General features: G+C 35.5%; 16 protein-coding genes. 12 read left to right on the forward strand and 4 right to left on the reverse strand.

From position 1 onward, the window contains the following. Positions 1-3: 3 nt before the first annotated feature. A complete protein-coding gene (locus tag ACODST_RS16500; protein WP_488933202.1) occupies positions 4-1,143 on the reverse strand; it encodes a glycosyltransferase in 1,140 nt (379 codons plus the stop codon). A 109-nt stretch (positions 1,144-1,252) separates the two neighbouring features. Between ACODST_RS16500 and ACODST_RS16505 the strand changes: the two genes are divergently transcribed. Both ACODST_RS16505 and ACODST_RS16510 read left to right on the forward strand, forming a co-directional pair. After that, positions 1,253-2,362: a glycosyltransferase gene (locus ACODST_RS16505; protein ID WP_488933203.1), complete on the forward strand. Its 1,110-nt coding sequence runs from the start codon at positions 1,253-1,255 to the stop codon at positions 2,360-2,362. Then, complete coding sequence (locus ACODST_RS16510) at positions 2,359-2,766, forward strand: sugar 3,4-ketoisomerase (RefSeq protein ID WP_488933204.1); 408 nt, start codon at positions 2,359-2,361, stop codon at positions 2,764-2,766. Before ACODST_RS16505 ends, ACODST_RS16510 begins: the two co-directional genes overlap by 4 nt. On the opposite strand, the gene ACODST_RS16515 is transcribed toward ACODST_RS16510, so the two are convergent. From ACODST_RS16515 to ACODST_RS16525, 3 genes are read right to left on the reverse strand one after another with little or no spacing between them, the layout of a single operon-like run. Beyond that, positions 2,744-3,679 (reverse strand): glycosyltransferase family 2 protein, encoded by a 936-nt coding sequence (locus tag ACODST_RS16515; protein WP_488933205.1) that lies wholly within the window; start codon positions 3,677-3,679, stop codon positions 2,744-2,746. The two genes, ACODST_RS16510 and ACODST_RS16515, sit on opposite strands and share 23 nt — an antisense overlap. A gap of 6 nt (positions 3,680-3,685) precedes the next feature. Then, positions 3,686-4,570, reverse strand: a complete 885-nt coding sequence (locus tag ACODST_RS16520; RefSeq protein ID WP_488933206.1) for a glycosyltransferase family 2 protein — start codon at positions 4,568-4,570, stop codon at positions 3,686-3,688. Further along, on the reverse strand, positions 4,570-5,253 hold the full coding sequence (locus tag ACODST_RS16525; RefSeq protein WP_488933207.1) for a cell division ATP-binding protein FtsE: 684 nt from the start codon (positions 5,251-5,253) through the stop codon (positions 4,570-4,572). The genes ACODST_RS16520 and ACODST_RS16525 overlap by 1 nt, the downstream gene beginning before the upstream one ends. Before the next feature lie 240 nt (positions 5,254-5,493). Between ACODST_RS16525 and ACODST_RS16530 the strand changes: the two genes are divergently transcribed. The 10 genes from ACODST_RS16530 (at position 5,494) to mdh (ending at position 22,970) form a co-directional block, all read left to right on the forward strand. Continuing rightward, positions 5,494-8,511 (forward strand): tetratricopeptide repeat protein, encoded by a 3,018-nt coding sequence (locus ACODST_RS16530; protein WP_488933208.1) that lies wholly within the window; start codon positions 5,494-5,496, stop codon positions 8,509-8,511. A 133-nt stretch (positions 8,512-8,644) separates the two neighbouring features. After that, positions 8,645-9,508, forward strand: a complete 864-nt coding sequence (locus ACODST_RS16535; protein ID WP_488933209.1) for a PhzF family phenazine biosynthesis protein — start codon at positions 8,645-8,647, stop codon at positions 9,506-9,508. Positions 9,509-9,651: 143 nt separating this feature from the next. Further along, positions 9,652-11,409 carry a TonB-dependent receptor gene (locus ACODST_RS16540; protein ID WP_488933210.1) on the forward strand — a complete coding sequence of 586 codons (1,758 nt, stop codon included), beginning with the start codon at positions 9,652-9,654 and terminating at the stop codon, positions 11,407-11,409. 131 nt (positions 11,410-11,540) lie between these two features. Continuing rightward, positions 11,541-12,071, forward strand: coding sequence for a GNAT family N-acetyltransferase (locus ACODST_RS16545; protein ID WP_488933211.1), 531 nt, complete (start codon positions 11,541-11,543; stop codon positions 12,069-12,071). 63 nt (positions 12,072-12,134) lie between these two features. Further along, positions 12,135-12,584 carry a hypothetical protein gene (locus tag ACODST_RS16550; protein WP_488933212.1) on the forward strand — a complete coding sequence of 150 codons (450 nt, stop codon included), beginning with the start codon at positions 12,135-12,137 and terminating at the stop codon, positions 12,582-12,584. A 423-nt stretch (positions 12,585-13,007) separates the two neighbouring features. Continuing rightward, positions 13,008-14,684 carry an asparagine synthase B gene (asnB, locus tag ACODST_RS16555; RefSeq protein WP_488933213.1) on the forward strand — a complete coding sequence of 559 codons (1,677 nt, stop codon included), beginning with the start codon at positions 13,008-13,010 and terminating at the stop codon, positions 14,682-14,684. 313 nt (positions 14,685-14,997) lie between these two features. Next, positions 14,998-16,614: an asparagine synthase B gene (asnB, locus tag ACODST_RS16560; protein WP_488933214.1), complete on the forward strand. Its 1,617-nt coding sequence runs from the start codon at positions 14,998-15,000 to the stop codon at positions 16,612-16,614. A 209-nt stretch (positions 16,615-16,823) separates the two neighbouring features. Further along, positions 16,824-19,562 carry a M16 family metallopeptidase gene (locus ACODST_RS16565; RefSeq protein ID WP_488933215.1) on the forward strand — a complete coding sequence of 913 codons (2,739 nt, stop codon included), beginning with the start codon at positions 16,824-16,826 and terminating at the stop codon, positions 19,560-19,562. Positions 19,563-19,978: 416 nt separating this feature from the next. Further along, positions 19,979-21,919 (forward strand): DNA topoisomerase (ATP-hydrolyzing) subunit B, encoded by a 1,941-nt coding sequence (gyrB, locus tag ACODST_RS16570; protein ID WP_488933216.1) that lies wholly within the window; start codon positions 19,979-19,981, stop codon positions 21,917-21,919. Positions 21,920-22,034: 115 nt separating this feature from the next. Beyond that, positions 22,035-22,970 carry a malate dehydrogenase gene (gene mdh / locus ACODST_RS16575; protein ID WP_488933217.1) on the forward strand — a complete coding sequence of 312 codons (936 nt, stop codon included), beginning with the start codon at positions 22,035-22,037 and terminating at the stop codon, positions 22,968-22,970. Positions 22,971-22,975 lie beyond the last annotated feature (5 nt).

Genomic DNA, 22,975 nt, shown 5'->3' on the forward strand with positions numbered 1-22,975 from the left:
CTTTTAATTTTTATTCCAGACAGCAGCATATTCGTGAGCGATTTTTAGATAACTGTGTTCTTTTTCTATAAAAGCCCTTGCCCGTTTACCAATTACCGCAATTTCTGCAGGGTTTTCAATTAAAAAAGATAATTCATTTACCAGATAATCAACATCGGGAATTGCATTTATACAGACTCTTTCCTTTAATTTATAGTATTCTGTAAATTCCGCTTCGGCTCCTGTAAATACTGTTTTTCCTTTTGCCATAGCTTCGAGGGCGTTGTATCCCTGATCATACGTAAAGGCCTGATCAAGCAGAATATGGCACTTATTATAGGAGTTTATATATTGAGCATAAGGAACATTTTGAGACTTGATAATTTCTACTTTGTCAGGATATTTTAGTTTGATCTTATTCAGAGCGGTTTCAAAATAATCGATTCCTTTTTGATAATACGAGTATTGGTTAATTCCTAAAAAAATAACGATCTTATTTTCAATAACCAGTTCTTCAAAAAGTAAAGTATCATGATTTATGGGATACGGAATCAGTTTTTTAAATTTAGGATGCAATTTGTTTGCTTCAATATAATCTAAATCCGTAACAATTATTCCATTGCAGTTTTTAAAAACAAAATCATGTATTTTTTTATAATCAGGAGTTAAATATTCCGGAATATATTCATAGTATCTGTGAAGTGCCGGATTTTGCAGATAAGGCTGAATAAGAGATTTTTTATCTTTATTGGATAAATCAAATTGTAAAGTCAGATAATCTACCCCGCAGGACAGTACAAAGACTTTTTTATTGTTTTTGAAAATTCTTCGAATCAGAAAGAGCTCAAACTTTTTAGTTGTTTTTATAGGGCGCTCATTAATAAACTGAACAACATCGTAGTCTTTAAAACGGTTTGATAAAAAATAGAATCTTAAGCCATGTTCCAGATTTGCGATGTCAAATTGGGTTATTCTATAGATAGCCTGTCTGAAGTAATTCACTACTTTTAATCGGCAGAAAGTATAATCGACAGAGTAATCTACCGGGAAATTTCTAAAGCCGTTGCTGTTTGAAACAATTTTTACAATATGTCCCTGTTTGATTAATCCTTCTTTTAGGGAGTTATGCAGACGGCTGTATTCACCAACAAGCAGAATTTTCATGTTTTAATAATTACAGGGTTTTACAGGATAGCTGCATCTATAAAGAAGAAGGCTGTACGAGCAATTAATTATTGTATTTTCGTTGTAAATTTAGGTATTCAAAAATAATATGCAAACCCCAAAATATAAAATTGCCTTAATAGGATATCGGTTAAATGGCGGAGGACTCGAAAAAGTAATGTCGACTTTATCTGTCTATTTTGATAAAATGGGGATAGAGGTTCATAATATTCTTTTTGTTGATGATATAGTTTTTCCTTATTCAGGTGTTCTCGTGAATATTGGAAAAATGAAAACAGAGACAAACAAAGTTTTTGGTAAACTAAAACTACTGCTGTTTTTTAATAAATATCTGGAGCAGAATCAGTTCGATTTTGTTATCGATTTCCGGTATCGTGTAAAACCGCTGCAGGAATATATTATAGCCGCATTTATTTACAAGGCCAATACAATATACACAGTTCATAACTCCCATTTACAAACCTATCTGCCTGATTCCGGATTTTTAACCAGACAGATCTGCAAAGGGAAACAGGCTGTTGTTTGTGTTTCAAACGGAATTAAAATGCTGGTGGATGAAAAATTTAAGCTTCAGAACAGCGTTTTGATTTACAATCCGGTTGATTTGGAAGCAATAAAAATTAATGCAGACGAAACTGTCGAAATTGAGCTGCCTTATATCATAGCTGCCGGAAGGTTTGATGCTGATAATGTGAAACAATTTGACAGATTAATTAAAGCTTTTGCCAACTCTGTTCTTCCCCAAAGAGGAATTTCGCTTGTATTATTAGGAGACGGACAGCTTAATCGTTTTTATAAAGAAACGGCAGATAAGGCAGGGATTGGAGATAAAGTACATATTTTAGGTTTTAAAAACAATCCTTATAAATATTATAAAAGAGCCTTGTTTATGGTTTTGTGCAGTAAATATGAAGGATTTGGTATGACGCTGATAGAGTCATTGGCATGTGAAACGCCTGTTGTTTCATTTGATTGTGTTTCGGGACCGGGTGAAATTATTGCCCATAAAGAAAATGGTCTTTTGGTCGAAAATCAAAATTTTAAGGCACTTACAGAGAGCATGAATTTATTTGTTGAAGACAGTATCTTGTACAATCATTGTAAAAATAATTCTTTAAACAGTGCCAAACGCTTTTCGATTGAAAAAATAGGGAAGCAGTGGCTGGATTTAATGCGAATTAATATAGTAGTAAAATGAATATAAAAATCATATCTATCCCTAAAATAGAAGAACGCAGAGGTAATCTTTCGGTAATAGAAAACGATACGGTTCCTTTTGATATAAAAAGGGTTTATTATCTTTATGATGTACCAAGCGGTGCAGAACGCGGCGGGCATGCACATAAAAAACTACAGCAGTTTCTGGTGGCTTTAAGCGGCAGTTTTGACGTGGTTCTCAAAGATGGAAAAAAAGAACAGATTGTTACATTAAATAAACCTTATGAAGGATTATTAATTAATCCCGGAATCTGGCGGGAGCTTCAAAATTTTTCTTCCGGTTCTGTCTGTCTTGTCGTCGCTTCCGAGGTATATATTGAAGAAGATTATATCAGGGAGTTTGATGAATTTGTAGAATATTCTAACTGTAAACAGAAAAGTTAAGACCTAGTTTTTTGAAGAAGTTATTTGATTTAAGGAAAAAACGTAGATAAGAAGGCGGCAGTTTTAAAAGAAACCCAATCTTTAAATTGATATTCTGTTTATCGGCATTTTTTAGATAAAATAAACTTTTGTCTTTAAAACCAAATACATAATAGCGGAAACCATATTCAATTCGGTATAAATCCAGAAACTTTTTAAGGGATGCATTTTCCTGTTCCTGTATGCTAAACTGCTCAAAATCCATCAGGCGCATAGTGCTTATACTTTTTTTGGACAGACTGTCCGGAATGGCATTATTATAAACAGCTGTAATTGTATTGGTAATGGCAACCGGGTATTTTATTCCAATTTTTGTCCACAATTCTAAATCCTGACCATTTGTAATATCAGGAGTAAATCCTCCAAGCAAAAGTAAAATTTCTCTTGGAACAGCCAGACACGAAGTCCAGGTAATTCTAAAAGGTTTGTTTGAAGCAAAATAATCTTCAACGATTCCGTAAAAGTCAGGATCAATTTTATAATAGTTGGGAATTTGAAAGTGTTTTTTTGAGGTTCTGATTTTATAACGGGAACAATAAATTCCGCAATCCGGATGGTGGTGATACAAATTGGCTAATTCCTGTAAATGATTGGGAAACCAGTAATCATCAGCATCAAGAAAAGCAACAAGTTTTCCCTTTGATTTTTCTATTCCAAGGTTCCGGGCTGCAGATACACCCTGGTTTTTCTGACTGAAGATTTGAATTCTTTTGTCGTTAAACCTGCTTACTACTGTTTCGCTTCCATCTGAAGACTCATCATTAACAATAATGATTTCATAGTCAGTAAAGGTCTGATCAATAACACTTTTTAAGGTGTTTTCGATATAATCAGCTTTATTGTAAAGCGGAATGACAACAGAAAAAAATACCATGGTCGATTATTTTTGTATATTACAATAATACCCAAGTTTATAAAAATCAAGTAAATATAAGTTTGGGTTTCCTGATTTTAAATTAGAAATAATCAGTTTTTTTGTTAAGCGATAAACGGCTTTTATTATAGTGATAAGATACAGCTGTTTCAAAAAAATATAAGTTCTGCTTAATCGAATACTATTTGGATCAATTTTATGAAATAGAACCAGGCCATGCAGATTTTTAACGGCTCTCTCCGATTTTTCAATAAAAGCAGCACTATTCTCATTATTACAGTGAAGTAAAGAATTGTCGATATGAATAACCGGAATTGAATTCAGACGCAGATTTTCTATGAAAATACAGTCTTCATATCCGTAATCACTTATAAATTCAGGAAAGGGAAATTGTAAAAGAATTTCTTTTCTTAAAAATAAATTCCAGGTAAATACAAAATCGTAATTATTCTGAAGTCTTTTGGTTAAAGATTTAGTTTCCCTCTCTCTGCCATATTTCCATCGAAGTAATTTTTCTCCGGGAGGTATACAATCAGGATAAACCACACCTCCAAAAATTACATCAGGCGATCTGGATAATAATTCAGTATACTTTTTAAGATAAGATTTATCTTCCGGCACAGCATCTGCTTCCATAATCAGGATATATTCATACCTTGATTTGGAACTTAATGAATTAATATTCCTTCCTCTGCCTAAGTTCTCGCTATTGGTAAAAAAAAAGCAATTTTTAAGCGTGCTTATCAGTTCGTTTTCATTAGTGCATTTTTCGCTGGCATCATCCTGTACCAAAATTTCATATTCAATCCCTAAATTATCAGCCTGCTGCTTAAGCTCTTCAACCAGCGGCAGAACATTATAATTATAAACCGGAATTAAAACAGAAAGCATTACACGCTTCTTTGCACCACTTCGAAGATTCTTTCATCTTCGCATTTTAATGTTTTAGAAGGGAATTTCATCAGTAAGGCATAATCGTGTGTTGCCATGATAATGGTTTTACCGTTGGCATTGATGGTTTTTAATACTTCTAAAACTTCAGAGCTGGTCTGTGGGTCAAGGTTACCCGTTGGTTCATCGGCAAGAATAAATTCAGGATCGTTAAGCAGGGCTCTGGCGATCGCCACACGCTGCTGTTCTCCTCCCGAAAGCTGGTGAGGCATTTTGTTCAGGAAATCTTTCATTCCTACTTTGTCCAGTACTTCGTCAATTTTGTATTCCATGGCTTCTTTTTCAGTCCAGCCAGTTGCTTTAAGCACAAAAAGCATATTGTCTTTAATAGAACGGTCCGGAAGTAATTTGAAATCCTGAAATACAATCCCAATTTTACGTCTCAAATACGGGATATCTTTTTCTTTAAGAGTGGCTAAATCAAATTCAACAATATGACCTTCTCCTTCTGTAAGAGGCAGATCGGCGTATAAAGTTTTTAGGAAGCTGCTTTTACCTGAACCTGTTTTTCCGATGATGTAGATAAATTCACCATGCTGAACATCTAAATTAATATGAGATAAAATTCTTCTTCCTTCCTGATATATAGTGACTTCTTTAAGAGATAGTACGGTTTGTGACATAATAAAAATGATTTGAATGGTAAAAGTAATAAGTTAACGAATGTATTCAAAATAAATTTCAATCATTTCTGAATAAAACAGGCAAAAGAATACTTGTTTTGGATAGTTTGACAGCCAGCCTTTTGACGCAGGATCTGCTGTTTTATAGCGGCGATTAAAACTTTTGTTCATAATAAAATTAGGAAACGTTTCGTTATAAACGGTATAAAATGATAAATTTGAATACTAAATATAACTAAAATGCGTAAACTTTCCAGGTTCTTTTTATTCCAAATTATCCTTGTTTCAACTACGATTTCTGCACAAAAATCGGCTATTTATACTTATGAACTAAAGGATTTTGACAAAGCACTGGCTTTATATAACGACAAACAATATGCCTCGGCACAACATATTTTTGAATATGTAAAAAATAATACAGCTCCAACCGAAGAAGTAAAATCAGATTGTGCTTACTACATTGCGAATTGTGCGATTCGCACCAATCAGGCCAATGCTGATGCTCTGGTGGAAAAGTTTGTTGAAGATTACCCAACCAGCACCAAACAAAATCAGGCGTATATTGAAGCGGCCCAGTATTTTTTTGAACAGGGAAATTACCCTAAAGCCCTGCAGTGGTTTGATAAGGTAGATGAAAGTTATATGAGCAAATCAGACTCGGACAAATTCAATTTCCAAAAAGGCTATAGTTATTTTAACGCTAAAAAGAAAAAAGAAGCCACAACCTACTTCAATAAAGTAGTCAACTCTCCGGAATATGGTTCACAAGCCAAATATTACCTAGGTTTTATGGCGTATGAAGGCGACGATTACAAAGAAGCAACGAAATATTTTGATGAAGTTTCAGGCGAAGAAAAATACAAAGAAAAACTTTCGTATTACCAGGCCGATATGAATTTTAAGCTGGGTAATTTCCAAAAAGCAATTGATTTAGGCCAGAAAGCCATGGATAAATCCAATGCCATGGAAAAATCAGAGCTGAATAAAATTATTGGAGAAAGTTATTTCAACTTAAAACAATATGGAAAAGCCATTCCATATTTGGAACAATATGCCGGAAAAAAAGGAAAATGGAACAATACCGATTTTTACCAGTTAGGTTATGCGTATTACGAACAGAAAGAATATGAAAAAGCCATTTCGCAGTTTAATAAAATTATTGAAGGAAAAGATTTCGTAGCGCAAAATGCCTACTATCATTTAGGATTAAGTTATTTAAACAGCGGTAAAAAGCAGGAAGCTTTAAACGCTTTCAAAAATGCTTCTGAAATGGATTTCAATGCCCAGATTCAGGAAGATGCTGCCCTGAATTATGCCAAACTGAGTTATGATATTGGAAATGCTTATCAGACCGTTCCGGGAATTTTACTTGATTTCTTAAAGAAATACCCTAACAATTCCAGCCGGTCTGAAGTAGAAAAACTTTTGGTTGATTCGTATATCTCCACTAAAAACTACAAAGAAGCACTTGTTTTACTGGAAAAAAACAGAACGGCCGAAAATAAAGCGGCTTATCAGAAAGTACTTTTTTACAGAGGACTGGAATTGTACAATGAGTCCAATTATACTGAAGCCGGAAAAATGTTTAAAAGTGCCATAAGCGAACAAAAAACGCCTGAGTTTACAGCACGAGCCACTTTCTGGAAGGCAGAAACTGAGTATCTAAACGATGATATGCAGAATGCCTTATTAACGTACAAACAATTTGCGGGACTTCCGGCAGCAAAATCTACAGATGAATATAAAAACATCAACTACAATATTGGATACACCTATTTTAAACTAAAAGAATACGATCAGGCAGCCAGTTCCTTTCAGGCTCAGATAGACAATTCTAAAGAAGACAAAGTACGTTTGAATGATTCTTATCTGCGTTTAGGCGATTCCCGTTTTGTAAACTCAAAATATGCACAGGCAATGGAAGCGTACGGAAAAGCGATGGACGGAAAAAGTGTCGATGCCGATTATGCGCAATTCCAAAAAGCACTTTCGTATGGTTTTATGTCAAAAAATGATCAGAAAGTCAATGAGCTGAACAATTTTCTCAAGATGTATAAAAAATCAGAATACCGCGATGATGTTTTATTTGAATTAGGAAATACGTATGTGACTGATAAAAAGAATGATTTAGCCATTAAAGCTTACGATCAGTTAATTTCAGAATATAAAAACGGATCGTTTACATCAAAATCTATTTTAAAACAGGGCCTTATTTATTACAATTCAGATCGTGATGAACAGGCATTAACAAAATTTAAGAAAGTGGCTGCCGAGTTCCCAAAAACGCCGGAAGCTCTTGAAGCCGTTTCGACAGCCAGATTAATTTATGTTGATTCAGGAAGGGTAGATGAATACGCGGCCTGGGTTAAAACTTTAGATTTTGTTTCGGTTACCGATGCTGAGCTGGATAACGATACTTACGATGCGGCTTTCAAACAGTACAGCCAAAACAACAGCAAACTGGCAATTACCGGATTTGCAGGTTATGTGAGCAAATTCCCTTCAGGTTTACATGCTTTAGAAGCCAATTTCTACTTAGCACAGTTATATTATGCCGAAGGTTCAGAAACCAAATCAACCCAGAATTATCAATATGTAACCGATCAGCCAAGAAGCGAATTTACAGAGCAGGCCTTAAACAGACTGTCTCAGATTTATTTAAAAGCAAAAGATTGCGATAAAGCCATTCCGGTTTTAGTACGTTTAGAAAGTGAAGCCGATTATCCGCAGAATAAAAACTTCGCTCAGGCCAACCTGATGAAATGTTATTATGATAAAAAAGATTATGATAAGTCAGTCGTTTCAGCTGAAAAAGTTCTGGCTAACCCCAAAGCCGATACTAATGTAAAAGCCGATGCGCAGATTATCGTTGCAAGAGCAGCTATTCAGACAGGAGAAGAAGATAAAGCAAAGGCCGCTTATGCAAAATTGTCTACGACTTCAAAAGGAGAGCTGGCAGCCGAAGCATTGTATTATGATGCTTATTTTAAAACTAAAGAAGGAAAATTTGAAGCTTCGAATACAGCGGTGCAGAAATTAGCCAAAAATTACTCAGCGTATAAATATTACGGAGCAAAGGGACTGGTTTTAATGGCGAAAAATTTCTACGGATTAAAAGACAGTTATCAGGCAACTTATATTTTAGATAATGTAATCAACAATTTTAGTGATTATCCGGACGTAGTAGAAGAAGCAAAGAGCGAGTTGAGTGCTATTAAGCTGGAAGAGTCAAAAACGAATTCATCGATTACGAAATAAGAGTTTTAAGAGCAAAGAGAATAGAATCAAGAGAATAGAGCAAAGAACATAGAATAGAGATTTGAAAGAATAGATTATAGGGTTTATATTCTTTACTCTGTTTTCTATATTCTAAAAAAAGAAAAGAAAAGAAATGAGTTTACCTTTTTATATAGTTGACGTTTTTGCTGATAAGAAATATGCCGGAAACCAGCTGGCGGTTTTTTTGGAGGCAGGAAATTTAAGTACAGAACAAATGCAGCAGATGGCACGTGAAATTAATTTTGCCGAAAGTACATTTGTTACCAGACTGGACAAAGAAAACAATAAAGCTGAGATCAGGATATTTACCCCGGCTCATGAAATGCAGTTTGCAGGTCATCCGATAATTGGAACTTCCTGGATCCTGATGAATAAAGTATGGGATAATGCGCCAGCCGAAATAAAACTTGAAGTGCCTATAGGTCCCATTTCAATTCATAAGGATGATGAGCTGATTTGGTTAAAAGCCGCACAGCCTAAATTTTGGGATATTTTTTCAAAAGAAGATATTACAGTATTCACTAATCTGACCGTAAGCGATTTTGAAAACCAGTTTCCGGTACAGGAAGTAACTACCGGAAGTGCTTTTGTAATGGTAGGATTAAGCAGTAAAAGAGCACTTGAAAATTTGGTTCTGGATAAAGATAAAACAGAGGACTGGCTGAAAAAGAATTGTAAAACAGATCACAGAGCCTTGTATTTTTATTATCTGGAAGATGATAAATTATTTAGCCGAATGTTGTGTATTGAACATAACCAGCTGGTAGAAGATGCAGCAACAGGAAGTGCCAGTACTTGCTTACAGGCTTTTTTATTAAAATATCACAAACCGGAATTTGAATTAATCAATTACCAGGGAGATTATATAGGCCGTCCATCTCAAATATATTTTAAAGGCAGATTAAGTGCAGAGCATTTCGATATTAATATAGGAGGAAAAGCACAGTTTGTTGCCAAAGGAGATTGGGAATCTTAAGAATAAAGAAGAGAGAATAAAGAGAATAGAATAAAGATTTTAGAATATAGAAAGAGAACAAAGAGTTTTTAGCGTAAGAATTAAGAAATAGCATATGTTCTATTTTTTATACTCTTTTTACGATACTCTTAAAAAGAAGAAATATGAAATTAAACTGCCGAAATAAAATCATCGTTTTGCTCGTGTTATTTGCTGCCCAGCTTTCGTTTTCGCAAGTTAAGAAAAATGAAAGTATCGGAACTGAAACGGTAAACGTAGTAAAGCCATATTCGCCAACCATATCAGATGCTTTTAAGGTAAAAGAAATACCATCGCTGGATGACGCGGGAAATCAGCCGAAAGAAACTATAAAATACAGCATCCTGTCTGTTCCTGTAGCTTCTACTTTTACTCCGTCAAAAGGAAATGCTCAGGGGGTGGAGAAATCCAAAAAAGAACGTTTGTTTAATAATTATGCAACACTTGGAGTTGGAAATTACGGGACATTAAATGCGGAGCTTTTTGTAACGCAGGATTTAGGAAATAATGATTATCTGGCCGGAATGCTGCGCCATCATTCTTCTCAGGGCGGTATTAAAGATGTAAACCTGAATGATGAGTTTTATGATACAGGATTAAATATTGGTTATGGTGTGAAAAACCGAGAGGTGTCCTGGGGAGTTGACTTAGGGTACCAGAACCAGGTGTATAACTGGTACGGTCTTCCGGCTGATTTCGGGATGACACTGGCACCGGGAACTCAGGAAGACTTAATAAGAGGGATTAATCCAAACCACTCTTATAACACGATTTCTTTAGGTGGAAATGCAGAATTTAATGAAGGCCTTTTTAGTAAAATCTCCACAAGGTTTACTCATTTTTCAGATAGTTTTTCTTCTTCTGAAAACCGTTTTTATCTAAAGCCGACTTTTAAAGTGGATGTGATGGACCAGGCCGTCAATACCAATATTATTATTGATCATGTAAGTGGTTCTTTTGAACATAATTACGCGTGGGACAATGTTGAACCTTTAAAATACAGTTTGACAAACTTTGGGATTGAGCCAAGTTTTGTAGTTCATGAAAATGAATGGACATTAGAGTTAGGGGCTGGATTGTTTTATGCTTTAGATTCAGAAAACAGTGGTAATAAATTTTATATCTATCCAAAAGTAAATGCTTCTTATAAATTAGTCGGCGATTTGATGATTTTCTATACCGGGGTAAATGGCGGTCTGAATCAGAATTCCTATGCCGATTTTGTGACTGAGAATCCGTTTTTGTCACCTACCTTAAATATGAGGCCAACCAGTACGCAATACAATGTTTTTGCGGGATTAAAAGGAAAACTGGCCAACAATGTGAGTTATAATTTAACCGGTTCTTATTTGAATGAAAAAGATAAAGCTCTGTTTAAAAGCAATGATTATACAGAAGACTTTTCGAACCAGAATTATGCTTTCGGAAATTCATTTGGAGTAGTGTATGAAGATATCAGGACTTTTCGTTTTTATGGGGAATTAAAAGCCGATTTTTCGCAAAACGTTTCTTTTGGAATCAACGGAACTTTTAATAGTTATAATACGGATAATGTCGTGGAAGCCTGGAACCTGCCTTCGATGAAACTGAGTTCAAATCTGGATGTAAATATTACCAGACAATGGTATGCAGGACTAAATGTTTTTTATGTGGGAGAACGTAAAGACATGCAGACCAATCTGGATTTAGGAACAGATCCGGTTGTTACAACATTAAAAAGCTATTTTGATGCCAATGCGCATTTAGGATATAAATACAGCGAACGTTTAACCTTCTTCTTAAAATTAAACAATATCGGAAATCAGGCTTATCAAAAATGGCTGAATTATCCGGTGCAGGGATTCCAGGTTTTAGTTGGAGGAAATTATAAATTCGATTTTTAAAATACTTTATTGAAAGATAGTAAGGCACGAAGTTTTTTAAACAGTAAGTGTCTTTTTAGCCATAGGTTCATGAATTTTTTGGAGTAGATTCGTGAATTTGTGGCTATTTTTATGGTTTAATTTTAATCATTATGGAAGTAGTAATCAGACAGGAAAACAAAAATGATTTTAAAAGCATTTTTCAGCTGATAGAAAAAGCGTTTAAAAATCAGGAATACAGTGATCACAAAGAACAGTTTTTAGTAGAAAGATTAAGAAAATCCGAAGTTTTTATTCCGCAGTTATCTATCGTTGCTGAGGTCGACGGACAGATTGCGGGACATATTTTATTTACAAAACTACAGATTATAAATGAATTGAATGTTTTTGAATCTTTAGCACTGGCGCCGGTTTCAGTTTTACCTGAATTTCAGGGAAAAGGGATTGGATCAAAACTTATTTTGTATGGTCACGAACAAGCAGAAAGATTAGGGTATAAATCGGTTGTTTTGCTTGGACATGAAGATTATTATCCCAGATTTGGATATCAGCGCTGCGATAAGTATAATATAAAAATGCCATTTGATGTTCCTGCAGAAAATTGCATGGTAATTTCGCTTGTAAAAGACGGGCTGAAAGAAGTAAACGGAAGTATTGTATATCCGGATGTTTTCTTTGAATAAAAATGTAAATAAAGAAAAAACCTTTGCATCTTTGTTCCTTAAAACCTCAGAACTTTAAAAAGAATGACTTTCAAAGAAAAAATATATTCCCACTATACACAAATGGTTCAGGACCGGATTGATGTTTTTAAAGACATGATTTCAGGACTGACCGAAGATTCTAAAAACGATGCCAAAGGCTCGGCCGGAGACAAACACGAGACCGCTTTGTCTATGATGCATATCGAGCAGGAAAAACTGACCAGTAAATTAAAGGAAGCTATCGAACAAAAAGCAATTCTGGATAAGATAGACGCTTCAAAAACAACCGAAAACATTACAATGGGAAGTCTTGTAAAAGCAAACGGGATTTATTTATATGTTAGTGTGGCGCTTCCTAAAATTGCCATCGACGGCATAAATGTTATTGCGCTTTCTCCGCAGTCTCCTTTAGGAAATCATTTAATAGGAAACCAGGCTGGTTTTCAGTTTGAAATCAACAAGACACATTACACGATTCAGAGTGTCGAATAATCTGATTTAGTTTGTGAAGACTTTTGTCATAGTTAATTGTCGCAAAGTTTCTCATTTCGAGAAATGATAAATAGTATGCTTAGTTGTCACTGGAGTATTCTCGGGAACTATAATCATTATTTAAAAAATAATTTCAGGACAGTTTTTTCTACCGTCTTTACGAATTTTCTATTAGTACGGAATTAACTCAAAAAATAATTCAATAAACCAACGTAAACTTTAAATTTTAAAGCAGTTTTATGCTCCAAATTAAAATTTTGAAGTTTCAGGCTTGTTTTTACTTCTAAATTTTACATTTTACATGTAAAAAAGAAAATATGGTTTTAAAATGTAACTGAAATAATTGTTTGTGTTTTTCAATTGTAACCAATAACGCATCTTTGCCCTATCAAAATAAAATTTAAAAGTTAAAAATATAAAATTATGTGCGGAATTGTATGTGCCTTTGATCTTAAGCAGAAAGCGGAGACTTTAAGACCTCAAGTATTAGAAATGTCAAAAATCATTCGTCATCGCGGACCAGACTGGAGCGGGATTTACAGCAATGATAAAGCGATTCTGTCTCATGAGCGTCTGGCAATTGTGGATCCGGCTTCAGGAAAACAGCCTTTATTTACAGAAGATAAAAAACTGGTTTTAGCGGCCAATGGTGAAATTTACAACCACAGAGATTTACGTAAACAATTTGAAGGAAAATATAACTTTCAGACCGAAAGTGACTGCGAAGTAATTCTGGCTTTGTACAGAGAAAAAGGAGTAAACTTTGTTGATGAATTAAACGGAATCTTTGGTTTTGCCATTTATGATGTTGACAAAGATGAATATTTTGTAGCCCGTGACCATATGGGAATCATTCCGTTGTATATTGGATGGGACCAAAACGGAACTTTTTACGTGGCTTCTGAATTAAAAGCATTAGAAGGATACTGTACTAAAATCGAATTATTCCCTCCAGGGCATTATTTATCAAGTAAAGACGGCGAATTTGTACAATGGTACAAAAGAGACTGGACAGAATATGATGCCGTAAAAGATAACGAAACCAGTATTCCTGAAATCAGAAAAGCATTAGAAGCAGCAGTTCACAGGCAATTAATGAGCGATGTTCCTTATGGGGTTTTACTTTCAGGAGGTTTGGATTCTTCTATTACTTCGGCTGTAGCTAAAAAATTCGCTCAAAAACGTATTGAGTCAGATGACACTACCGATGCCTGGTATCCACAATTACACTCTTTCTCAGTTGGTTTAGAAGGTTCTCCAGATTTAGCTGCTGCGAGAAAAGTAGCAGATCATATCGGAACTATTCACCACGAAATCAAATTTACAATTCAGGAAGGTTTGGATGCGGTTCGCGATGTAATTTACAACTTAGAAACATATGACGTAACTACAGTAAGAGCTTCAACTCCTATGTGGTTAATGGCAAGAGTAATTAAATCGATGGGAATCAAAATGGTTCTTTCCGGAGAAGGAGCAGATGAGTTGTTTGGAGGATATTTATATTTCCACAAAGCACCAAATGCAAAAGAATTCCACGAAGAAAACGTTCGTAAATTAGGCAAACTTCATATGTATGACTGTTTACGTGCAAATAAAAGTTTAGCAGCGTGGGGAATTGAAGGGCGTGTACCATTCCTGGATAAAGAATTTATGGACGTAGCTATGCGTATCAACCCTCAGGATAAAATGATCAACAAAGAACATCCAATGGAAAAATGGGTAGTTCGTAAAGCTTTTGAAGACATGCTTCCTGAAAGTGTAGCCTGGAGACAAAAAGAACAGTTTTCTGACGGAGTAGGATACAGCTGGATTGATACTTTAAAAGAAGTGGTAGCCAGAGAAGTTTCAGATGAACAACTAGCAAATGCGAAATACAAATTCCCATTGCAGACACCAACTTCAAAAGAAGAATATTACTATCGTTCGATTTTCTCAGAGCATTTTCCAAGTGACGCAGCAGCATTATGCGTTCCTCAGGAGGCTAGTGTGGCCTGCAGTACCAAAATTGCACTGGAATGGGATGAAGCGTTTAAAAATCTAAACGACCCTTCCGGAAGAGCAGTAGCCAGTGTTCATGACGATGCCTACGTTAAAGCATAAGCATTTTTAAATTTTTAATTTAGTATATATTGATGAAAAACGTTCTCAGTTTGAGGACGTTTTTCTTGTCTTAAATTGTTAAATTCTATTTTTCAGGCTTTTATAAAAAGTTTTTAGTAAAAAATTACCTCACTTTTTTTATATTTGGCATTCGCCCAAATAAAGTTAAATCACTAAGATTTAGTATTGAAAATGCAGTAAAGAAAAAAATAATATTTAGATTTGCCTGCATTGAGAAATTTTAATGATTTTTTAATGTTAGACTTAAATTGTAAAGTCAGATACCGAAGAATAAAAATAAAAATAGAAAAGTATGTCTGGATTATTGGCCGTTATTGGAAAAGGAAAAGACCCGCAGTTTGTAAAAGAACTTTCTGAAAGAATGTCGCACAGAGGGCCTGATGAAAGTGATATCCACATTATGGAAAATGGCAGTATACTTTGTCATGAAAGCCTGTCGATTATTGATCTAAAGTCAGGGAAACAGCCAATTCAGGGAACAGATAAAGCCTGGATGGTTCATGATGGAGAAATCTATAATTATCAGGAATTAAAAAATACGGTTTTAAAAGACCATACATTCAGAACCAATTCAGATTCGGAAGTGATTGTTCATTTGTATGAAGAATTTGGATATGATTTTTGTAACAAACTCGATGGTGATTTTGCTTTCGTGATTGTCGATGGCGATAAATATATAGCAGGAAGGGATCCTATTGGCGTGAAGCCTTTGTATTATGGTTTAGATGAAAGAGGGAGGATTTATTTTTCTTCTGAAATGAAATCAATTGCCGATCAGTGCAAATCATTTTCAACTTTTCCTCCGGGACACTATTACACAGCAAAAAGCGGTTTTGTAAAGTATTATCACCCTGAATACGAAGATCATAAAAATGCGACACAATCCCTCGATTTAAGCCAGATACGTGAAAGTCTTATCGAGGCAACCCGAAAACGTTTGTTGAGCGAAGTTCCTGTTGGGGTAATATTGTCGGGAGGTCTGGATACTTCTTTGATTTCCTCTATTGCTTCGAGACTGCTGAAAGACAGCGGTAAAAAACTGCCTTCGTTTTCGATAGGGTTAGATGCAGATTCGCCGGATAATACAGCAGCCCGAAAAGCAGCTGAGTTTTTAGGGACAGACCACCATGAAATACATTTTACGGTAGAAGAAGGAGTCGCCATATTAGAAAAAGTCATTTCGCATATCGAAACCTACGATATTATTTCTGTTCGTTCAGGGGTTCCTATGTATTTATTATCTAAAGCGATAATTGACAAAGGAGTAAAAGTAGTGCTTTCGGGAGAAGGAGCCGATGAAATTTTCGGGGGACATTTGTATTTTAGAAATGCACCTTCGGCAGAAGAATTTCAGGATGAAACTATAGAAAGAGTTCAGAAGCTGTTTACGGCCGATTTACTTCGTGTGGATAAAACCACGATGGCGAACGGAATTGAGGCCAGAGTTCCATTTTTGGATAAGGAATTTTTAGATGTTACCATCCGGATCAAAACGGAAGAAAAACAGCCTAAGACTTACAACGGAATTGAAAAATACATTTTAAGAAAAGCTTTCGATACCCCTGAAGATCCTTATCTGCCAGCAGATATTTTATGGAGACAAAAAGAACAGTTTTCAGACGGGGTTGGATACAATTGGGTAGATGAACTAATTGAGTATTGCGCTTCAAAGGTAACAGACGAACAATTGGCAGGAGCCAGCGCTGAATTCCCGTATAATACGCCAACAACAAAAGAAGCCTATTATTACCGCTCTGTTTTTCATAAATATTATCCACAGGTCAGTGCAGCGCAGACTGTTCGCAAATGGATTCCGAAATGGCAGGAGAATCTTGATCCGAGCGGAAGAGCAAATGCAGCCCATTTAAACGGAAATTTTGAAAGTGTAAAATCAGGAATCGCAGTATAAATAAAACAATATTTTAAATTTCAGATTGGAATTTAAACTCTAGGAAGCCGAAACAAAATAGTAAGTATTTGTTTCGGCTTTTATGTTTTTCGGATATTGTAAAATTTAGTTAAATGTTTAAAATCTTGGTTAATGAAATTTTTTCGTTTAAGAAAAATACTATATTTGACTACCATGAATAAAATTATTAAACCAGTTAAACACAGTCTATGAGAAACTTATTGTTAAGTGGAATTTTATGCTGCTCATTGTTTTCACTGAGCTCCGTCTATGCCCAAAAAAAAACAGAAACACCTAAGTATATTACCAATATCGAAGGTGTAAAAGAGTATTCGTTGAATAACGGATTAAAGATTCTTTTAATTCCGGATGCCTCTCAAAGTAATATGGTGGTCAATATTGTTTACAATGTTGGTTCCAGAAACGAAGGTTACGGAGAGAAAGGAATGGCACATTTACTGGAACACATGCTTTTTAAAAGTACTAAAAATTTAGGGGACATTAAAAAGATGCTTTCTGATAAAGGAGGAAATGCCAATGGAACGACCTGGTTAGACCGGACAAATTATTATGAAGTTTTTCCCTCAAGTGAGGAAAACCTCAAATGGAGTATTGAAATGGAAGCCGACAGAATGATCAATGCAACCATTCTGCAGACAGATCTGGATAAAGAGTTTTCGGTAGTTAGAAATGAGTTTGAAATAGGAGAGAATAATCCTGATGGAGTTTTACAGGAAAGGATTCTTTCAACCGCTTATTTATGGCACAATTACGGAAACAGTACCATTGGAAGTAAAGAAGATATCGAAAGGGTAAAAGCCAATACACTTCGTGTTTTTTATGAAAAATACTACCAGCCGGATAATGCTACTTTGGTGATTGCAGGAAAATTTGATGAGCAGAAAGCACTACAGTATGCCGGACAGTATTTTGGTGCAATTCCAAGGCCAAAAAGAGTTTTGGATAAAACCTATACCATTGAGCCGGCACAGGATGGAGAAAAGTACGTAGAGCTTAAAAGAGCCGGAGACAGTAAAAATATCGGAGCTTTGTATCATACTGCATCATATGCTGATAAAGATTATGCTGCGATCGATGCTTTGGGAGAAATTTTAACAGCAGACCCTTCCGGTTATTTGTATAAAGCTTTGGTTGAAACCCAAAAAGCATCCGGTATTTATTTTTGGCAGCCAACGGTCAGAGATGCAGGCTATATTTATTTTGGTGTTGCAGTTCCTAATGATAAAGATGTTAAGGAGACCAAAGAACTTTTTAGAAGCGAACTTGATAAAATTGCATCGACTAAATATACTGATCAGGATGTGAGCAGGGCTAAAGCGAAAATTATCAAACAAATTGAAACTATTAAAAATAATACTATTTCCTATGCAATTAACCTGACTGAAATTATTGGCGCAGGAGATTATCGTCTGGGATTTTTATACAGAGATGCCATTGAAAAATTAACGAAAGAAGATATTCAGAGGGTAGCTGAGAAATACTTTAAGGCAAATAACCGTACAGTAGGAGTGTTTATTCCGTCAAAAGATGAAGAAAGAGTAAAACCAAATGAATATACTGATGAGCAGCTGCTGGCATTTACAAAAGATTACAAAGGAAAAGCCTTAGAGAAAGAAGCAGCGCCATTTGAAGCCTCCATTAAAAATTTAAAACAGAATCTTGTTGAAGGAAAACTGACAAACGGAATAAAATACGGATTAATTAAAAAAGAAATTAAAGGAGGAAAAGTTCAGGCGAATTTCAAATTTCCGGTAAGTAATGAAAAAGAACTGACAGGTAAATCAGATGTTGCCGGAATTTTGGCTCAATTATTAAAAACAGGTACAAAAACACAGACTAAAGAACAGATTCAGGATAAGTTAGATCAGTTGAAATCGTCAGTTAATTTTAATTTTTCAAGACAAACCTTATCCGTTAGTGTTAGCACTTACAAAGAGCATTTTAAAGAAGTAATGGAGATTTTGGGTGATTTATTGGTAAATTCTACTTTTCCTGAAAATGAGTTAACCAAAACAATCAGCGAATACAATACTTATTTAGAATCCAGCTTAAATGATCCACAGGCAGTTGCCTTTACTGAAATCAGCAGACAGACTACCAAATATCCAAAAGGAAGTATTTTTTACACGCCGACAATGCAGGAACAAATAGAAGCTTTCAAAAAAATCAAACAGTCGGAAATTGTTGATTTTTATAAAAATATTCTGGGAGGAAATAATGGTTTTGGAAGTATAGTAGGAGATTTAGATGCTAAAGCTGTTGGAGAAATTTTAGAAAACACATTTGGAAAATGGAATTCTAAATCAAAATACGAATTAGCATTGCCATCTTATTTCGAAACACAAAAATCAGATAAAGATATTATTACACCAGACAAGGAAAATGCTGTTGCTTTAGGACGCATTAGTTTTAAAATGGATCGAAAAAATGCAGATTACCCGGCATTTGTTATGGCAAATGAAATGTTAGGAAGCGGAGGATTTTTAAGTGCCAGAATTCCGATGAGATTAAGAGAAAAAGAAGGAATTAGTTACGGTGCCGGTTCTTTTATTGATGTTCCGGTTAATAATGATGCTGCTTCATGGAGCTATTATGCTTTTCTGAACCCGACTAAAAAGAATGCGGTAGAAACAGCAGCAAAAGAAGAAATCGCAAAAGCACTAAAAGACGGATTTACGGCAGAAGAATTAAAATCTAATCTGGTGAGCTGGCAGAACGAAAGAAAAACAAGATTAGGAGTTGATAGTACGCTTATGGAATTGGTAAATACGTATTTACAATACGGAGTGCCTCTCGAAGATTATGACAATCTTGAAAATAAAGTTAAAGCTTTAAAGTTAGAGGATATCAATAATGTTCTGAAAAAATACATTTCTCTGGACAGAATGACCTCGGTTTATGCCGGAGATTTTAATAAAAAGCAATAAAGATTAAAAGATACTATTAAAAATCTAAATTCCAGATCAGAGGAATTGTGATACACTAAGCCGAGATGACATGTAAAGATGCGTTTCGGCTTTTTCATATTTTACAAATAATTCTCAATTACCAATTTTCAATTTTTAAATCTTAGAGTCCCTTTCAATTTTTGTTATTCGAATTTGAAATTTGGAATTTGGAATTTGGAATTTCAAAAAGTACTCTCTTTTTTTAGTTATTCCCATTTTTAGAATTTGGAATTTATGAAATTTAGAATTTAATCTCGGCTTTGAAGATTATTTTTTAGTTTTTAAGACAATTGTGTTAATAACTTAAGCGCTTTAAGTCGGAATTTTATGGGTATATAGCCTGCGTTTTTATATATTTGCGTGTTAGACAGTAAATACATTTTAGAATAAATTATATGAGCGAAGAAATCAAGAAGAACAATTATTCAGCAGATAGTATTCAGGCATTAGAAGGAATGGAGCACGTAAGAATGCGTCCATCGATGTATATTGGAGATGTAGGGGTTCGAGGGCTTCACCATTTGGTTTACGAGGTTGTTGATAACTCTATTGATGAGGCGATGGGAGGACATTGTGATACTATTGGTGTTACAATAAACGAAGACGGTTCTGTTACAGTTGAAGATAACGGCCGTGGTATTCCGGTTGATTTACATAAAAAAGAAGGAGTTTCGGCACTTGAGGTAGTAATGACCAAAATTGGTGCGGGAGGTAAATTCGATAAAGATTCGTATAAAGTTTCCGGAGGACTTCACGGAGTTGGGGTTTCGGTAGTAAATGCACTTTCGGTTCACATGAAATCGACTGTATTTAGAGAAGGAAAAATCTATGAGCAGGAATACGAAAGAGGAAAATCATTATATCCGGTAAAACAAATCGGAGAAACAGATAAAAGAGGTACCCGTCAGACTTTTTTTCCGGACGATACTATTTTTCAGCAGACTACGGAGTTCTCTTATGATACGTTATCTGCCCGTATGCGTGAGCTTTCTTTTCTGAACAAAGGAATCACCATTACGTTTACAGATAAAAGAGAAGTGGATGATAAAGGCGAATTCAGAAGTGAAGTTTTCCATTCTGATGAAGGTCTTAAAGAATATATCCGTTATTTAGACGGGAACCGAGAGCCAATTATCTCTCACGTAATCAGCATGGATCACGAAAAAGGTGAAATTCCGGTTGAGGTTGCCCTGATTTATAATACAAGTTATTCTGAGAATATTTTCTCTTACGTAAATAATATTAATACACACGAAGGAGGTACCCACCTGCAGGGTTTTAGAAGTGGTTTAACAAGAACGCTTAAGAAATATGCTGATGCTTCCGGATTGCTGGATAAATTGAAATTCGAAATTTCGGGAGATGACTTCCGTGAGGGATTAACAGCGATTATTTCGGTAAAAGTTGCAGAGCCTCAGTTCGAAGGACAAACCAAAACAAAGCTTGGAAACAGAGAAGTTGTGTCTCCGGTTTCTCAGGCAGTAGGAGAGATGCTGGAGAATTATCTGGAAGAAAATCCAAATGATGCCCGTGTTATTATCCAGAAAGTAATTTTAGCGGCTCAGGCCCGTCACGCTGCCAAAAAAGCACGTGAAATGGTACAGCGTAAAACTGTTATGGGAGGCGGCGGACTGCCAGGTAAATTGTCAGATTGTTCTGAACAGGATCCGGCAAGATGTGAGGTTTACTTAGTCGAGGGAGATTCGGCTGGTGGAACAGCCAAACAAGGACGTGACCGAAACTTTCAGGCGATTCTGCCATTACGTGGTAAGATTCTGAATGTTGAAAAGGCAATGCATCATAAAGTTTTCGAAAACGAAGAGATTCGTAATATTTTTACCGCTTTAGGAGTTACTGTTGGTACAGCAGAAGATAGTAAGGCATTAAACATCGAAAAACTTCGTTACCATAAAGTAATCATCATGTGTGATGCCGACGTCGATGGAAGCCACATTTCTACCTTAATATTAACGTTCTTCTTCCGTTTCATGAAAGAGCTTATTGAAGAAGGACACGTATATATCGCAGCACCACCTTTGTATTTAGTTAAAAAAGGAAATAAAAAAGAATACGCATGGAATGACGTTCAGCGTGACCAGGCGAATGAGAGAATGGGAGGAAGTGCCAATATTCAGCGTTATAAAGGTCTTGGAGAGATGAATGCTGAGCAGTTGTGGGAAACCACCATGGATCCGGAGTTTAGAACCCTGCGTCAGGTAACCATCGAAAGTCTTGCAGAAGCAGACCGGGTTTTCTCTATGTTAATGGGAGATGAGGTGCCGCCGCGTAGAGAGTTTATCGAGAAAAATGCGGTTTACGCAAATATCGATGCTTAATAAAAGGATAAAATAAGAAGTCAATTCGTTTAATTGTTTAATTTTTTTAAACGGTTAAACGAATTGTCGATTTATTAAATAAACAAATAAATTAATAACCGATAAAGTAAAAAATATGAAAGTTACTATTGTAGGAGCAGGAAATGTTGGAGCTACATGTGCTGATGTTATTTCTTATAGAGGAATTGCCAGTGAAGTAGTATTGTTGGATATTAAAGAAGGTTTTGCCGAAGGAAAAGCATTGGATATTACGCAATGTGCGACAAATACTGGTTTTAATACCAAAGTATCTGGAGTTACCAACGATTATTCGAAAACTGCCGGAAGTGATGTAGTGGTTATTACATCAGGAATTCCAAGAAAACCAGGAATGACAAGAGAAGAGTTAATAGGTATAAACGCAGGAATTGTAAAAACAGTTGCCGAAAATGTACTTAAATATTCTCCTGATACTATAATAGTAGTGGTTTCTAATCCAATGGATACGATGACTTATTTAGCTTTAAAAGCTACGGGTCTGCCAAAAAACAGAATAATAGGTATGGGCGGGGCGTTAGACAGTTCCCGTTTCAGAACGTATCTGTCTCTTGCTTTAGATAAACCGGCCAATGATATTTCGGCAATGGTAATTGGAGGCCACGGAGATACTACTATGATTCCGTTAACTCGTCTGGCATCTTACAACGGGATTCCGGTAAATCAGTTCCTTTCAGAAGATGTGCTGGCAAAAGTTGCGGCAGATACTATGGTGGGAGGAGCAACCTTAACAGGGCTATTGGGAACTTCAGCCTGGTATGCTCCCGGAGCTTCTGTAGCCTATTTGGTAGATAGTATTTTAAACGATCAGAAGAAAATGATCGCCTGTTCTGTTTTTGTAGAAGGAGAATACGGTCAGAATGATATTTGTATAGGTGTGCCTTGTATAATAGGTAAAAATGGTGTTGAAGAAATTCTAGATATTAAATTAAACGATCAGGAAAAGGCTTTGTTTGCTAAAAGTGCAGATGCGGTTCGCAGCATGAATGAAGCTCTAAAATCGATTTTAGTATAATAAAA

The sequence above is a fragment of the Flavobacterium sp. FG19 genome (assembly GCF_057809475.1).

Coding starts and splice junctions, on each gene's coding strand:
- ACODST_RS16535 (WP_488933209.1), top strand. CDS start 8,645: ATGAGTTTACCTTTTTATATAGTTGACGTTTTTGCTGATAAGAAATAT.
- ACODST_RS16550 (WP_488933212.1), top strand. CDS start 12,135: ATGACTTTCAAAGAAAAAATATATTCCCACTATACACAAATGGTTCAG.
- ACODST_RS16510 (WP_488933204.1), top strand. CDS start 2,359: ATGAATATAAAAATCATATCTATCCCTAAAATAGAAGAACGCAGAGGT.
- ACODST_RS16505 (WP_488933203.1), top strand. CDS start 1,253: ATGCAAACCCCAAAATATAAAATTGCCTTAATAGGATATCGGTTAAAT.
- ACODST_RS16515 (WP_488933205.1), bottom strand. CDS start 3,679: ATGGTATTTTTTTCTGTTGTCATTCCGCTTTACAATAAAGCTGATTAT.
- ACODST_RS16520 (WP_488933206.1), bottom strand. CDS start 4,570: ATGCTTTCTGTTTTAATTCCGGTTTATAATTATAATGTTCTGCCGCTG.
- ACODST_RS16545 (WP_488933211.1), top strand. CDS start 11,541: ATGGAAGTAGTAATCAGACAGGAAAACAAAAATGATTTTAAAAGCATT.
- mdh (WP_488933217.1), top strand. CDS start 22,035: ATGAAAGTTACTATTGTAGGAGCAGGAAATGTTGGAGCTACATGTGCT.
- gyrB (WP_488933216.1), top strand. CDS start 19,979: ATGAGCGAAGAAATCAAGAAGAACAATTATTCAGCAGATAGTATTCAG.
- asnB (WP_488933213.1), top strand. CDS start 13,008: ATGTGCGGAATTGTATGTGCCTTTGATCTTAAGCAGAAAGCGGAGACT.
- ACODST_RS16565 (WP_488933215.1), top strand. CDS start 16,824: ATGAGAAACTTATTGTTAAGTGGAATTTTATGCTGCTCATTGTTTTCA.
- asnB (WP_488933214.1), top strand. CDS start 14,998: ATGTCTGGATTATTGGCCGTTATTGGAAAAGGAAAAGACCCGCAGTTT.
- ACODST_RS16525 (WP_488933207.1), bottom strand. CDS start 5,253: ATGTCACAAACCGTACTATCTCTTAAAGAAGTCACTATATATCAGGAA.
- ACODST_RS16530 (WP_488933208.1), top strand. CDS start 5,494: ATGCGTAAACTTTCCAGGTTCTTTTTATTCCAAATTATCCTTGTTTCA.
- ACODST_RS16540 (WP_488933210.1), top strand. CDS start 9,652: ATGAAATTAAACTGCCGAAATAAAATCATCGTTTTGCTCGTGTTATTT.
- ACODST_RS16500 (WP_488933202.1), bottom strand. CDS start 1,143: ATGAAAATTCTGCTTGTTGGTGAATACAGCCGTCTGCATAACTCCCTA.